We start from the raw sequence: 15,057 nt of genomic DNA, 5'->3' as shown, positions 1-15,057 counted from the left end.
TGTCGTAAATAAGTTGTGGTAACTCCTTTTACGACTTTCATGGCTGCGGGTGAATTTCCCCTATTCATGAATGTTTTATAGACGGCACACGTCAACTTCGAATTAGGTTTTTAAAAAAAGATGCAAGCGCGGAAAGTGGTGCGCGGGAAGGTTGGCAGGAGGAAAGTTGACAATAGTGGGTGGCAAGGTTTGAAAGCGGGGAGTGATAAAAAGTATGTCGTCAGTTTATCAAGTAATGTAGGGTTCATAGTGATTTGCAGCTATTGATTTTCATAGGTAATCAACCGATAAAAAATGGCCAGTAAATCAGTAGTGCGATGATAAAAGCCGTCAATGCGGCAAAAGCGACGGCACCCGCAGCAATGTCCTTGATGAGCCCGATTTTTTCGTGATGGTCAGGGTGGACGAAATCGCAGACTTTTTCCACTGCAGTGTTGAGACTTTCGACCGAAAGTATCAGACCCAAGGCAAATACCTGCAAAGCCCAATCCACTCTATTGATTTCAAAGTAAAAGCCCAACCCTGTAAAAACCAGAGCTATAGCGCTTTGGGTTTTGATAGAGTTTTCGGTGGAGAGCAAAAGAAAAAATCCCTTAACGGCATATTTGATGCCTTTGATACGACCGATGATAAATCCTGACATGACGTTTGATTTGGTGGCGAAAGTAGCGAAAAATGGGGGATTCAATTCCCAATAAGCTTGTTCTGTGCGATGACTTTGAATAAAAATGGATTGAAAGTCGCTTAGGTAACATACCTCGAAGCCCATTATGAGGAGATAGAAGAGTCTCAACTATTCCAAAGTTTGGAACTTTGGAACAGTTCTTCCGGCACACCTTACCACAACAGCTTCCTCAGGTCAATAACCTTTCTTACTTCGGGAAGAGTTTTGGGAGGCAGTATTTCGGAATCTGAGAACAAGGAGCATTCGGAGAAATTCCCCAAATGTGCCACTACGAACACCTGCTCCAGATAGTGCCTAGGTCTCCGTCCGGTCAGAGAAAAGTCCGTTTTTCCGTTGATACGTATTTCGTAAACTTTGTTGCGAACCAATTCACAGAGTTTCATCGATTGGCGGCTTGGATCTCCAACGTAGAAATAACTCCATTCCAAATGCAGTTCGGGCGGATTGCCTCCCCTAATCTTGAAAATCTCGACTGAATTCAAACTGGCGGAATGCAGAAAAAGAAGTTCCTCCCGCTTTTCAGAGATCACATTGTCCACCAAAATCATCAAATCGGCTTCGGCAAATCCGGTATGTTCTTTGACATTCTCAGGTAGAAAGAGCGCTCCGTTTTCTATAAATCCGACGTTGGAAGACACCTCTTCGGCTGCCAAAAATGCGTTCAGGTCAAACGATTTCTTTTCCTCTTTTCCAAACCGGGATTGCTTCCGGTAGATTTGGATGACCTGTATCGGTCTTGAAAAGGAATGGGGCACTGTTTTCATGTCGACTAATATTGGCAAAAAGCCTGAATGGATGAGCTTGGGTGCCAAAATAAAAGGAGTTGAATCTTTTTTCGATCAGGTAAATCCCACTCGATTGATCGTTGAAACATTTAGATACCCTTTTGCTAACATTTGCATGACCTCTATCGCAGTTTGACGGCCTAGTTTTGGGACAGTAAAATCCCAGCCCATGAATAGCCTGTTGAAATTCCCTTGCTCACTTTTTATCCTTTCCCTGATTTTGACCTCTTGTGGGGAATCTCTGGAGGATGAACCTTCCCAGTTGCAGGGGTCGCTTACCGAAATCGACGTGGCATCGAAAGGCGGAACTCAGACATTGGACGTCAGCGGAAACGTTGCCTGGACGATTTCTTTAAATGCCGATTGGGTTCACGCCGATCCCTCCCAGGGTCAGGGGGACGCTCGGGTCACTTTTACCATCGATTCAAATTCTGCAGAATCTGCCAGAAATACAGAAGCCCGGCTAGTGGGCGGAGGAATTGTCCGTACTGTACGAATCTCGCAGGCAAAGTACGTCCCCGAATTTCCTGCTTATCATATCCCGGCAGATCAGTCCGGTATGCGGGATATCAGCAGTCTGGCGCTTGCCGCTGAGATGGGAGTTGGTTGGAATTTGGGAAACTCGCTGGAGGCGATTGGTGGAGAGTCCGCCTGGGGCAATCCCGTGGTGACCAAGGCTTTTGTAGACGAGGTAAAGGCGGCCGGATTTACTTCGGTAAGAATTCCTGTGGCTTGGAGCAAATTTACCAATGCAACCAACTTCACAATCGATCCGACATGGATGAACCGGGTGCAGGAAGTAGTGGATTATGCGATTGGCAACGGTATGTATGTCCTCCTGAATAACCACTGGGATGAAGGCTGGATGCAGCCAACTTTTGCGCAGCAAGTCTATGTAAATGATCGGCTGGAGAAAATGTGGATTCAGATTGCGCTTCATTTTCGGGATTACGACGATCACCTGCTTTTTGCCGGAAGCAATGAAGTGATGGTAGACGGCGACTATGGTGTGCCGAAGCCGGAGTATTACACAGTTCAGAATTCTTTCAATCAGACCTTTGTAGATGCGGTCCGATCCACGGGCGGGCGAAATGCCTACAGAAATCTGGTTGTGCAGGCTTTCAATACCAATATTGACAATGCAGTGAGCTTTTTTGAAATGCCAAGCGATCCTACCGAAGATCGGTTGATGGTCGAGGTGCACTACTATGACCCCTATGAGTTTGCACTTAAGGAAGATGAGGTAATTACCCAATGGGGAAAGGACGCGACGGACCCGGCAAAAACAGCCTCTTCGGGTGGGGAATCATTTGCCGACGGGCAGTTGCAAAAGATGAAGGTGAATTTCATCGACAAAGGGGTGCCGGTCTTGTTGGGAGAATATTGCGCAACTGACAAGAAGGCTGAAGACAATGACATCTATCGGGAAGACTTTCTCCGATACATCAGCAAAAGTGCCAGAGGACATGGACTGGTTCCGTTTTATTGGGACAATGGCTTTGCGGGAGATTATGGCTCAGCGCTTTTTAATCGCACCACCGGAGAGCAGATTTATCCGGACTTGGTGAAGGCAGTGGTCGAGTGATCAGCCCTTCGCCTTGTCATTTCGACCGCAGGGAGAAATCTTATCATGTGGAGTGGTAATAATTAAAAGACCTCTCCTATCGTCGAGGTGACCGGGAACACCGATCACTACTTTTCAAAAACATCCCGAATCGCTTCCAGATAGTCGAATCCGTGCCCTTCGGTGGGTTCGATGTAGTTGCCTTCGAGGTATTCGTTCCAGCAACAGATCATGACGGTGTTGCCGTTACTGGGTCTGTATTTTCTTGATACCTGTTGGGCCTCTTTCAACTTTGCGGTGAAAGAAGCTTTGTCGCTGTGGACGAGATCCTTATAGGGTTCGGAAGGAAAACCGGTTGGCTGGGGCCAAGTGCCTCCTGCAGGCCGCATATCCCAACCCATGGCCACAGGAACCTGGTACTCGAAATTGGGGTCGTTTTTATATTTTTCTTCCCACATTTTCCAATGACTCCGGTAGGTTTCGCGCATGTCAGCATAGGAGCGGTTGTCCTTTTCCATAAAGTTGTGATAGACGTAAGTCGTCATTCCATGGAAGCCCATTCCTTTCAGCCTCGGTACATATTCCTGCAAAAGCTGCCGCTTCTGATACTCACCGCCCTCCCAGGGTTTTTTGGGATCCTTTGGCTTCCAGGTGGTCGGGAGGCCATACATGCGCTCATGCTCCTGCATAGGACCCGCCATTACGGCAATGAATTTGATCCCTGGCAGCCCTGCTTTTTTGGCAGTTTGCTGTGAAAGCTCAAGAAGATCCTTTAGCGTGAGCCCGTAGTAAGCCGCTCGCGACTCGGCGTCCTGAGGGAAATAGAAATAGATAATCGGTCGACCATCCGAACCGTACAGATAGTCGTCTCGGCTGAAGTATTTGTCTATCCACAGCTGGGTGATTTTTTCGTGGACTTTCAGATAAAGCTCCTTTGTGGGCTTTTCGCCATCGAAATTCGCCTTACGGGCAAGCTCATCAGGGGAGCCGATTTTCAACCAAAGTCTCCAGCGCTCGTCACTGTCATCACACCAGTTAATGGCAAATTTCATCTGCTCAGCTTTTGGTAGTTTTGCATTTTCAGCCAAGAGAATCTCCAACTGATCTCCCCATTCGATCAAACCGGGAACGGCAACCCGTCCAGCGTTGTTGGGGTCATTTTTCCAGCCTTTCGGATAATAAATGTTCGCTTGTGGTGCAAAATTCAGGTGATGGAAATAGTGCCTTCCAAAGAACCAATCGTAGGCGAAAAAATCTATCCCGTAGCTTTTCATGTACTGGAGTTGCTTTTTCGCCACTTCCGCATCGGTCCGGCTGTAAAAACCCTTCAGTTCTGGAATCGGTTTACGGTCGAGGTAGGGGCCTTCATAGGGATACTTGGCATTGTAGATTCTGCCTTTTGGCCCCCAGATCCCCGGATTTAACAAGCTGGAGCAATTGGCGGGGTCCTGCATGCAGGACCAAAAGCTGTCCCGGTCGACCGCAGGATCAGGAGAAGTATTCCAAGAAGGCATGAAGTAGACTCCGACTAGTTCCTCTTCGTCCGGCTGCTGCTTTTGCGCTGGCAAGGCAAGAAATCCTGCAGTTTGGGTGTCTGAGACTGCCTCTTGTTTTTGCTTGCATCCAGGGGCTAGGAATAGGGAAAGAGCAAATAGTGACAAAAAGAAGTTGGAGAGTTTCATAGAAAAAGCGTTTCGACCAATTTAGGCTTTCTATCCAAGATGGAGCCAAAATGGATGAAAACTTAAAGTTTTCGTCTTGCGAAGGACTCGACTTCGTAAAAGACTAGAACAAGGTTTAAGCCAAGAAGGAATCCGCTAATTTGGAAATCAGTCAAAAAGATTGCTTCAGGGTCTTGATGTTTTCGTTGGATTTTGTGCGTTGTCCCACCCTTCGCAATGACGTGGAAATTCGCCGTTGCGAAGGGCTCGACTTCGTAAAAGACTAGAACAAGGTTTACGCCCAGAAGGAATCTGCCAATTTGGAAATCAATCTGTTAAAAAGGAATAATGACTGAAAGATTGCTTCCTCGTTCCTCGTCGCAATGACGAGACCGAACAGCAATGACGGCGATATTCGTCATTGCGAAGGGCTCTTTTTCTTAAAAAAACAAGAGAGAATTATACGCCCTGAAGCAATCTGTCAATTTGGAAATCAATCTGTTAAAAAGGAAAAATGACTGAAAGATTGCTTCCTCGTTCCTCGTCGCAATGACGAGACCGAACAGCAATGACGGCGATATTCGTCATTGCGAAGGGCTCTTTTTCTTAAAAAAACAAGAGAGAATTATACGCCCTGAAGCAATCTGTCAATTTGGAAATCAATCTGTTAAAAAGGAAAAATGACTGAAAGATTGCTTCCTCGTTCCTCGTCGCAATGACGAGACCGAACAGCAATGACGGCGATATTCGTCATTGCGAAGGGCTTCTTTTCGCAAAAAAACAAGATGGTTTCTACGCCCTGAAGCAATCTGTCAATTTGGAAATCAATCTGTTAAAAAGGAAAAATGACTGAAAGATTGCTTCCTCGTTCCTCGTCGCAATGACGAGACCGAACAGCAATGACGGTTCATCCTTTCCGTCTCACACCCCTGACCGCCTCGGCGCTGATCGGATCCTCGGGCCATTCGTGCTTGGGATAGCGTCGCTTCAGTTCTTTTTTCACTTCGAAATAGCCATTTGCCCAAAAGCTCTTGAGATCCTTTGTCAGCTGAACAGGTTTATATCCGGGGGAAAGCAGCTCAATCAAAACCGCGATTCGGCCTTCATTCACTTTGGGGGTTTCGAGCAGTCCAAAGAGTTCCTGCAAACGTACCGAAAGGAGAGGGGTCTCGCCATCTGAGCGATATTCTACTTTGATCTTACTTCCCGAAGGCACACTGATCGTCGCCGGGGCAAGCTGCTCTAGCTGCTTCTGGAGTTCAAAATCCAAACTGCTCATCAGGATCTGAACCAAGTTCAGTTTTTTGAAATCCTCGTTTTTGGTGATGTTTTGCAAGTAAGGAGCGATCCAGTCTTCCGGCTTTTCACAAAGCGAAACGACCGACCAATTTGGCCATTGTTGTTCTGGATTCCAGGTTTTCAAGCTCTGCACCCGTAAGATCAACTGCTCCACTTCTTCATTAAAATCCAACAAGAGATCGGCTTCTTCTCGGATAGCATCCAAAACAGCTTCGGTGACATCCCCGGCCGCATACTTTGCCAATGGTCTTGTGCCCAAAATTATCGAGCCGATTCGAATCTCAGAATGCGCCTGCAAACCGCCCTTTCTCCGATCCCATTTCAGAACTTCTTTGGTCTTGAGCATCGGTGCGAGATCCTTTGGATTGATCGGTGCTGCCATCCAGATCTTGCCCATTCCTTCTCGGGCGTCCACGTGAGCGACGGCTAACCAAGACTCGTGAGCCAGATCATCCCGATGACCGATCTGCGCGATTTTTCCATTCGCCAACTGGAATTGGGCATTATTGCCGGGGCGAGCTGCGGCGATTCGCTCGGGGTAAGCGTAGGCTAGGAGGAGACCGGTCTGCCAGGGATCTACTGGATCATTCACCGGCTGGATCGAAAACATCCGACGATACTGAGCGGCAATCTTTTCTATCTTTTTGATTCGGTCCAAGTTCACACCTCGGCTTCGGAATCGTCTTAGAGCTTCAATTCTCAGGTTTAAATCCACGCCAGAATCTTGAGGAAGTGGATCTCGCTCTTCCAAAATTGCCGCGATGTCCGTGGCCAAACCCAGCTGCTTGGCCTTTTTAGCATATAGGAGCATGTGGGCGATCCGAGGATGACAGGGCACCTGATGGATTTCTCTGCCGTGTTCGGTAAGGTTCCCATCCGACAGCGCTTCGATGGCTTCCAGTGTCTTCTCTGCCAAAGCCAAAGTGCCTGCCGGAGGGGGGGTGAGCCAAGTCATGGAGCGGATATCCTGTTTTCCCCAGGCTTTCATATCCAATACCAAAGCCGTCAAGTCAGCCTCCATCAGCTCAGGAGTACGATATTCTGTAAGCTGGGCTTGGGTGGCTTTGCTCCAAAGGCGATAGGAGTGACCCGCAGTCAATCTGCCGGCCCGTCCGCTTCGCTGGTCGGAGGAGTCCTTGCTGATGCGGTGCAGAACCAGCCTGGAAAGTCCCGAACGCGCATCAAATCGATTGGACTTTGCAAAACCGGAATCGACCACGACTTTGACTCCTTCGATGGTCAACGAGGTCTCGGCAATGTCTGTGGAGAGGACGATTTTTCGCTTTCCTGAAGGGAGGGGAAGGATCGCCCGATTTTGCTCGACAGGGGAAAGTTGGCCATAGAGCGGTACCACCAGATCTTCGGGGAGTGCTCGACGGAGGATTTCCTCGGCTTTTTTGATTTCGCCCTGACCGGGAAGGAAAACAAGAAAATCCCCTGCGTGTTTCCTGGTCAGGGGGATGATCTGCCTCGCCGTATCCTCGCCTATGGCATATTCATCGGTCTCCTGTAGGTAATTGACTTCCACGGGATATTGTCGGCCATCGCTTTGGATGACTTTGGCACCCAAAAGCCCAGATAGCTGCTCCGCGTCGATAGTCGCAGACATGAGCAGAATCCGAAGATCCGGTCTCAACACTTGCTGAACTTCCCGACAGAGTGCCAAAGCAACCTCGGAGTGGAGATTTCGCTCGTGAAATTCATCAAAGATCACCAGACCAACTTCCTGCAGTTCATTGTCCGAATGCATCATGCGGGTGAGGATGCCTTCGGTGATGACTTCCAATCTAGTCTTGGAGGAAATGGCCGACTCGAAGCGGATGCGATAGCCAACCGTGTCTCCTGTGTTTTCTCCGATCATACTGGCCATACGCTGGGCGATGCTTTTGGTCGCCAAGCGGCGAGGTTCGAGCATGATGATTTTCTTGCCTTTCAGCCAGGGTTCTTCCAATAGTGCCAGCGGCAAAAGCGTACTTTTTCCCGCACCAGGTGGCGCTTGGATGATCAGTGAATTATTCGTGGCAAAGTGCTGGATGACTTGTGGGATGATCTCCGCAACGGGAAGGTCAAATGAAAAAGGATTGAAATCGAGCATCGGGGGCAAAAATAGCGGATTCTGGGAGTAGATGGAAATTGAAAGAGAAGTAGTGAAAAGTCAGCACGATAGTGAAATACAGGGTTAGTCATTTTGACATATTTTTCTATTTTTAACTAACACTCAACCTACTCCTATGAATCAAGGGATGAAGCATGTCTTTAATGCTGCAAAAATCGGTCTGTCACTGGGTTCCTTCTTCCTTCCGGGTTATTTGAATCCAGAGAATCCATTGATCGCTGAAATAATAAAAGGACTCTCCACCACTTTTTTAGGGAATATTCTTAACCAGTACGATCCGGTCGAACTGCTAAAAAGTCTGGACAAGAATAACACCAACCAAAACCACGACATTGGAAAGCTGATGACTGCATCAGTTCCAAGAGCAGTAAGGTTAGTGTCAACTAAATTTCAGCAGGAACATAATTGCGACAAAGCCACAAAGAAGTTTCTGGACGAACTTGTGGAACGTGCTGAGGTCAGTGGATGGCAATTTGAAGACGATGCCTCATTTCTGGCTGATAAAAACGAATGGATAGATGAAATTCAAACATACGTATTTGGCAGGCAACAGAACGTAGCTAAAGAAACGATTGAGCGAGTCGATCCTTATTTCAAAGATAATCTGCCAGCCTGCTACGAACTGGTATTTACCGAAGGCCTGAAAAACAAAGAAGATGAAAAGCCGCTCAAGGCTTTTCTGATCAAAACACTGACGGGCTTGGAAGATCAGCTCAAGGGACAAACTAAACTAAGCGAGCAAATCTTGGAGGAGGTACGACTTCTTAAGGAAGACATGCCCTGCCGCTCGTTGGGAATCGCCCAAGATTATTTTAAGGAAGAGTTTGAGAGGGTACATGCCAAGCTGGATCGTATTTTAGACGATCTGGAGGAGCTCAAAAAAGGCCAAGGGGAACTCAGAAAGGGACAGGAAGAGATTCTCGAAGTCCTACAGCGGCCCGGAAAAATCGAGATAGCCCGCCACTTGAGTGAACCTCCCTTCGTAACTGAAACTTTCTTGGGTAGGGAAGCGGAGCTGGAAAGCATCTGGAACAAGTTTCATAGCGCCAGCCATGCGCTCGTGCTGGTCAACGGTGACGGTGGGGTGGGTAAGACTTCCATAGCCTCTACCTACTACCACAAGCACGCTGGCTACTACAGGCATCTGGCTTGGGTATATTCTGAAAAGAACATCGGCAATGCCCTGCTCAGTCTGGCTACCGGCCTGCAAGTGGAGTTTGAAGAGCAAGAACAAATCAAAGAACGTCTGGCTAAAATACTGACGGCACTGGCCAATCTCGAGCCCCCTGTATTGCTGGTGATAGACAACGCAAATGAAGTCGAGGATCTGGACAAATACTATCTGGCGCTGAAGAGACTGCCAGGCTTGCATCTACTTCTGACCTCGAGGCTACGAAATTTCCAACAGGCAGAAATGCTTCCAATCGAGGGTTTGCCGGACGAGCAGGCCATCGAACTGTTTACGAAATACTATAAAAAACACAAACCGGATGAAGATCCGCTTCTTCTGGCGATCTACGAGGCCGTAGGCCGCAACACATTGGGCTAGAGCTCTTGGCCAAGAACCTAAACCTGCTCAACAAGCTCAGCTCCAAATACAGCCTGCAAAACCTCCTGGAAGATCTGCAAACCAAGGGAGTCTTGGGTCTGGTCCAGACCAAAGAAGTGGACTTGGGTTATCAACAGTTTAGAAAGGCCAAACCCGAAGCGGTAGTGGCCGCCATGTATCAATTGGCGGACCTGAGCGAGGGAGAGTTAAGGCTTCTCTCCATGCTGGTGCTTTTGCCAGCTGAGAGCATACCTGCATCTATGCTGACCCTACTCTTCGAGGGAAGCTTGGACGAGTGGGAGGACGTCTTGGTCGAGCAGCTGGCAAAGAAGGGATGGGTGGACTACAACGAGGCGGAGGAAAGCCTCAAGACCAGTCCCGTAATCCAGGAAGTAGTACTGAAACTAAATCCTGAGCTTCGCCGTCAGGCACAGCCTCTGATAGATCGGCTCGCTGATTTAATGAAAACGGATGAGTCAGGCCACCTTAGCGGACTTGCCTTCGAGACTGGCCTGCTACTGTCTCGATATGCCGAGAGTATCGAGTCTGCGCTGGAGCTGAATGATAGCGCTGCGCTTTATTTCCTTCAAAATCTGGGTGATTATTTTTCCCAATATGGAAACCTGGAAAAAGCTGCGATTTACTATGAGAGAATGAAAAGCGCAGCAGAGACAGCGGTGAAAAGCGACGAAAATGAAAGCTATCCGAAAGAATATCTCGCCATTTCCTATTCCAAATTCGGAGACCTCCACCAAAGCCTGGGCAATCTGGACCGGGCGCTCGAATTCTTTGAAAAAAGAAATACGATCGGTGAAGAGCTTTTCCGGGACTTCCCCAACCAGGTCGGATTCAAAAACGGACTCGCCATTTCCTATTCCAAATTGGGGGAGCTTCACCAAAACTTGGGAAATCTGGAAAGGGCACTCGAATTCTTTGAAAAAAGAAATACGATCGGTGAAGAGCTTTTCCGGGACTTCCCCAACCAGGTCGGATTCAAAAACGGACTCGCCATTTCGTATTCCAAATTGGGAGACCTCCACCAAAACTTGGGCAATCTGGACCGGGCACTCGAATTCTTTGAAAAAGAAACCATCCTGTTTGAAGAGCTTTTCCGGGACTTCCCCAACCAGATCGGATTCAAAAACGGACTCGCCATTTCCTATTCCAAATTGGGAGACCTCCACCAAAGCCTGGGCAATCTGGACCGGGCGCTCGAATTCTTCGAAAAATACTTGCAATTGAATGAAGAGCTTTTCCGGGACTTCCCCAACCAGGTCGGATTCAAAAACGGACTCGCCATTTCCTATTCCAAATTGGGAGACCTCCACCAAAGCCTGGGCAATCTGGACCGGGCGCTCGAATTCTTTGAAAAAAGAAATACGATCGGTGAAGAGCTTTTCCGGGACTTCCCCAACCAGGTCGGATTCAAAAACGGACTCGCCATTTCGTATTCCAAATTGGGAGACCTCCACCAAAACTTGGGCAATCTGGACCGGGCACTCGAATTCTTTGAAAAAGAAACCATCCTGTTTGAAGAGCTTTTCCGGGACTTCCCCAACCAGATGGGATTCAAAAACGGACTCGCCATTTCCTATTCCAAATTGGGAGACCTCCACCAAAGCCTGGGCAATCTGGACCGGGCGCTCGAATTCTTCGAAAAATACTTGCAATTGAATGAAGAGCTTTTCCGGGACTTCCCCAACCAGGTCGGATTCAAAAACGGACTCGCCATTTCCTATGAAAAATTGGGATACCTCCAACAAAACTTGGGAAATCTGGACCGGGCGCTCGAATTCTTTGAAAAAAGAAATACTATCGGTGAAGAGCTTTTCCGGGACTTCCCCAACCAGGTCGGATTCAAAAACGGACTCGCCATTTCGTATTCCAAATTGGGAGACCTCCACCAAAGCCTGGGCAATCTGGACCGGGCACTCGAATTCTTTGAAAAAGAAACCATCCTGTTTGAAGAGCTTTTCCGGGACTTCCCCAACCAGGTCGGATTCAAAAACGGACTCGCCATTTCCTATGAAAAATTGGGAGACCTCCACCAAAGCCTGGGCAATCTGGACCGGGCACTCGAATTCTTTGAAAAAGAAACCATCCTGTTTGAAGAGCTTTTCCGGGATTTCCCCAACCAGATCGGATTCAAAAACGGACTCGCCATTTCCTATGAAAAATTGGGAGACCTCCACCAAAGCCTGGGCAATCTGGACCGGGCGCTCGAATTCTTTGAAAAAGATGCCAATATCAGTGAAGAGCTTTTCCGGGACTTCCCCAACCAGGTCGGATTCAAAAACGGTGTCGCTATTTCCTATTTTAAATTGGGAGGACTCCATGAAAGCCTAGGCAATCTCGACCAGGCCCTCGAATTCTTTGAGAAATATAATCAATTCAATGAAGAGCTTTTCAGGGACTTCCCCAACCAGGTCGGATTCAAAAACGGTGTCGCCATTTCCAATTCTAAATTGGGAGACCTCCACCAAAGCCTGGGCAATCTGGACCGGGCGCTCGAATTCTTTGAAAAAAGAAATACGATCGGTGAAGAGCTTTTCCGGGACTTCCCCAACCAGGTCGGATTCAAAAACGGACTCGCCATTTCGTATTCCAAATTGGGAGACCTCCACCAAAACTTGGGAAATCTGGACCGGGCGCTCGAATTCTTTGAAAAATTCTGGCAATTGAATGAAGAGCTTTTCCGGGACTTCCCCAACCAGGTCGGATTCAAAAACGGTGTCGCCATTTCCTATGAAAAATTGGGAGACCTCCACCAAAGCCTGAGCAATCTGGACCGGGCGCTCGAATTCTTTGAAAAAGAAACCATCCTGTTTGAAGAGCTTTTCCGGGACTTCCCCAACCAGGTCGGATTCAAAAACGGACTCGCCATTTCCTATTTTAAATTGGGTCTGTATTACGAAAGACTGTCCGATCTCCAACTAGCCAAGACCTATTTCCGAAAATGTGAGACGCTGTGGGAGGAATTGGTTCGGGATTTTCCAAAGCACGCTGAGTTTGCCAGTAACCTTAAATGGGTTAAGAATAAACTGAAGAACTACTAGGATCCACACAAGACGTTTAATCCACTCGCTTCATCTCTTTCCAGCTTTGATCCTGAAAAACTGAAGATGGATCGAAATTTGGACTGTCGGTCATGAGAAAACTGCTACCGTCTCCTCGACTCCAAGCGTGATTGTATCCAGAGCTCATCTCATAGGTACCGGTCTCATCCTGGAAGTTTTCCACCTCCTTGATCGCCTTTACAAAGTCGGTGTGGATGCGATCTTGAGAAGTTTGGGAAGCCTCCCAAGTCCTCATGCTGGCGTTCATCCTCGCAGCATTTTCCTTGCCTGCTGCAATGGTCTGTCTTCCGATTTCCGCAGTCTGCTCATCGATTTGCTGGATTCTACCTATATGTTGAATATTGCTTTGAGTCCTCACTGCAAGCCAAAAATCATCGACTGTTTTTTTCCAGGCGGTATTTGTCCGAAAGCTTCCCACGATCACCGAGAGCATATTCGTTGCCTTTTCTTTCTCACCGGCAGGATAGCTAAATACTACCCGCTCTGAGGCCGCACTGGTATAGGCTTTACTCATACTTCCATTATAGACGTTCGGGATGAATGTCTCTATGACCACTACACCGCAGAGGACCAATGCTTCCTGACCGTTGTTCCAGTTGATATTGGCACTGATGCCACTGGGATAAAAATTGACTTGGCTGGCCCCGTATTTCATCATTTCCTGCCGGGTCTTTGCCGCACTTTCCTGCAGAGACTGAGTGCCATGCGAGTTCTCTGTCACGCTTAGGATGTTTGGATTTCCGAGATCATAGGGAGCAAAAACTTGCCTAAAGTAAGTTTCGGCATTCAGGGGTTCTCCATAGGAGCAGTACTTTGGAAACTGCTGCTGACGCTGGAATTGCCCAATCTGAGGGTCAGAGGAAAATCCCCAGATGTAATTTGGCATGATCTCAAAACTGTACTTGCCATCCGGAGAGCTGGCTTTCATTCCCATGTTGGTTCCGGCACAGGCAGTTCCGGGTTGATTCCACAGGACACCTCCATCGACTTTCCAGCCCTTTGGCACCAGCACACTGAAGGCCTCAACCGGCTGAGCAAACCCCACCTTGTCCATGATTCTGACTCGGTCAAACTGGATATAATCCTCCTGATTTGCAGAATTGTTCATGACTTTTTGATTTGTTGAATTTGGGAAAACTGAGTTTTCAGGATTGTAGGCCAGTTGGCCGTAAGAGCATGTGAGGATGAAAAGGGAGTTTAGCCCACATAGAAAGACGAGTTTGGAGAGCTGATTCATGGTTTGTCGGTTAAAGATGATTTCTGGAGAATGTATCTGCTGGTATATCGAGGGAAGGCACGACAAGTCATCAATTTTTATTTCCATTTTTTGATTTTGTTATTCGCTTCAGTTCCTTCCTTCTTTTGGAGGGATTTTCGATACCATTCCAATTTTCTACCCCTATGCGAACCCGATAAGTCCATGTTGGACGATTCCGAGTCTATTACTAAAAAGTTCTATCTGAACTGGGGCCTCGTGCCGGTAGGAGAGAAAGAATTGCTGGGAATTAGCCTCGAGCATCTGCAGATGAAAGTCGGTGGCGTAAAACTGATTGTTTGAATGAGCTTCCAATCTAGCTTCAGGAGAAGCAAGACAACCTAGAATTTATAGAGTCCAGCTTCCGCAGAAGCAGGACAACATGGATTGATTAGAAATACACACCGGCTTCCCGAACAAAAAAACTCTGAACAAAAAGTTGATATCTATCTGATGGTAACTGTTTAGAAGCGCTAAATTGGTTGAAAATATAGCCCGGCATGAACTCTCCAGACTACACCGCAACCATTCTTGTCGACCAAGGTCCTTCAACGGTTTTTGACTGTATTAAGAACTTCCGAGCTTGGTGGTCGGAAGAGATAGAGGGCGAAACTGGGACATTGGATAAAACCTTCTTTTATCACTATAAGGATGTTCATCTGTCCAAGATCAAACTGATCGAAAAGATCCCAAACGAGCGATTAGTATACCATATTCTGGACAATCAGTTCAGCTTTACCAAAGACAAAAACGAGTGGACCGGAACCAAACTGATTTTTGAGATTAGCACTAAAGGTGAGAAAACCAAGGTGAAATTCACCCACGAAGGGCTGACGCCGGAGGAGGAGTGTTATGATGTTTGCTTCGAATCTTGGAACAATTACATTAAAACCAGTCTCTACAACTTGATCACCACGGGGAGAGGAAATCCCAATCCAAAAGATAGTGACGGATTTAGTGCTGAGGTCGTAAAGAAGTGGAAATTGAAGTGAGTTCGGGTAGGCTGACAAGTCCGTTGACTGATCATCTGGATTTTTAGAAGACCGCTTTCCCGAATTAACCGGTC

The 15,057-nt window shown here is 47.6% G+C and carries 10 protein-coding genes; 5 read left to right on the top strand and 5 right to left on the bottom strand.

Annotated elements, in window-relative coordinates:
- Nucleotides 1-280: 280 nt before the first annotated feature.
- Both ABD031_RS01030 and ABD031_RS01025 read right to left on the bottom strand, forming a co-directional pair.
- On the bottom strand, nucleotides 281-643 hold the full coding sequence (locus ABD031_RS01030) for a diacylglycerol kinase (RefSeq protein WP_343847931.1): 363 nt from the start codon (nucleotides 641-643) through the stop codon (nucleotides 281-283).
- 194 nt (nucleotides 644-837) lie between these two features.
- The gene (locus ABD031_RS01025; protein WP_343847930.1) at nucleotides 838-1,449 is read right to left on the bottom strand and encodes a hypothetical protein; all 612 of its coding nucleotides are present in this window, start codon (nucleotides 1,447-1,449) and stop codon (nucleotides 838-840) included.
- Nucleotides 1,450-1,639: 190 nt separating this feature from the next.
- On the opposite strand from ABD031_RS01025, the gene ABD031_RS01020 reads away from it, so the two are divergent.
- A complete protein-coding gene (locus ABD031_RS01020) occupies nucleotides 1,640-3,055 on the top strand; it encodes a cellulase family glycosylhydrolase (protein ID WP_343847929.1) in 1,416 nt (471 codons plus the stop codon).
- Between the two features lie 107 nt (nucleotides 3,056-3,162).
- Here the strand turns inward: ABD031_RS01020 and ABD031_RS01015 are convergent, their stop codons facing one another.
- A complete protein-coding gene (locus tag ABD031_RS01015) occupies nucleotides 3,163-4,716 on the bottom strand; it encodes a glycoside hydrolase family 99-like domain-containing protein (protein ID WP_343847928.1) in 1,554 nt (517 codons plus the stop codon).
- Between the two features lie 886 nt (nucleotides 4,717-5,602).
- Nucleotides 5,603-8,089, bottom strand: a complete 2,487-nt coding sequence (gene hrpB, locus ABD031_RS01010) for an ATP-dependent helicase HrpB (RefSeq protein WP_343847927.1) — start codon at nucleotides 8,087-8,089, stop codon at nucleotides 5,603-5,605.
- A gap of 136 nt (nucleotides 8,090-8,225) precedes the next feature.
- On the opposite strand from hrpB, the gene ABD031_RS01005 reads away from it, so the two are divergent.
- Nucleotides 8,226-9,659, top strand: a complete 1,434-nt coding sequence (locus ABD031_RS01005) for an NB-ARC domain-containing protein (RefSeq protein ID WP_343847926.1) — start codon at nucleotides 8,226-8,228, stop codon at nucleotides 9,657-9,659.
- A 5-nt stretch (nucleotides 9,660-9,664) separates the two neighbouring features.
- The gene (locus ABD031_RS01000) at nucleotides 9,665-12,715 is read left to right on the top strand and encodes a tetratricopeptide repeat protein (protein ID WP_343847925.1); all 3,051 of its coding nucleotides are present in this window, start codon (nucleotides 9,665-9,667) and stop codon (nucleotides 12,713-12,715) included.
- 16 nt (nucleotides 12,716-12,731) lie between these two features.
- Here ABD031_RS01000 and ABD031_RS00995 read toward each other — a convergent pair whose 3' ends face one another.
- Complete coding sequence (locus tag ABD031_RS00995; RefSeq protein WP_343847924.1) at nucleotides 12,732-13,844, bottom strand: hypothetical protein; 1,113 nt, start codon at nucleotides 13,842-13,844, stop codon at nucleotides 12,732-12,734.
- A 312-nt stretch (nucleotides 13,845-14,156) separates the two neighbouring features.
- Here ABD031_RS00995 and ABD031_RS00990 point away from each other — a divergent pair, with 312 nt between their 5' ends.
- Nucleotides 14,157-14,294: a hypothetical protein gene (locus ABD031_RS00990; RefSeq protein WP_343847923.1), complete on the top strand. Its 138-nt coding sequence runs from the start codon at nucleotides 14,157-14,159 to the stop codon at nucleotides 14,292-14,294.
- A gap of 197 nt (nucleotides 14,295-14,491) precedes the next feature.
- On the top strand, nucleotides 14,492-14,983 hold the full coding sequence (locus tag ABD031_RS00985; RefSeq protein ID WP_343847922.1) for an SRPBCC family protein: 492 nt from the start codon (nucleotides 14,492-14,494) through the stop codon (nucleotides 14,981-14,983).
- Nucleotides 14,984-15,057: the final 74 nt, after the last annotated feature.

It is taken from the genome of Algoriphagus jejuensis (genome assembly GCF_039523455.1).
In the GTDB taxonomy this organism is placed as follows: domain Bacteria; phylum Bacteroidota; class Bacteroidia; order Cytophagales; family Cyclobacteriaceae; genus Algoriphagus; species Algoriphagus jejuensis.
The sequence above is the reverse complement of the archived record's forward strand: the minus strand, read 5'-3'. Positions and strand labels throughout refer to the sequence as shown.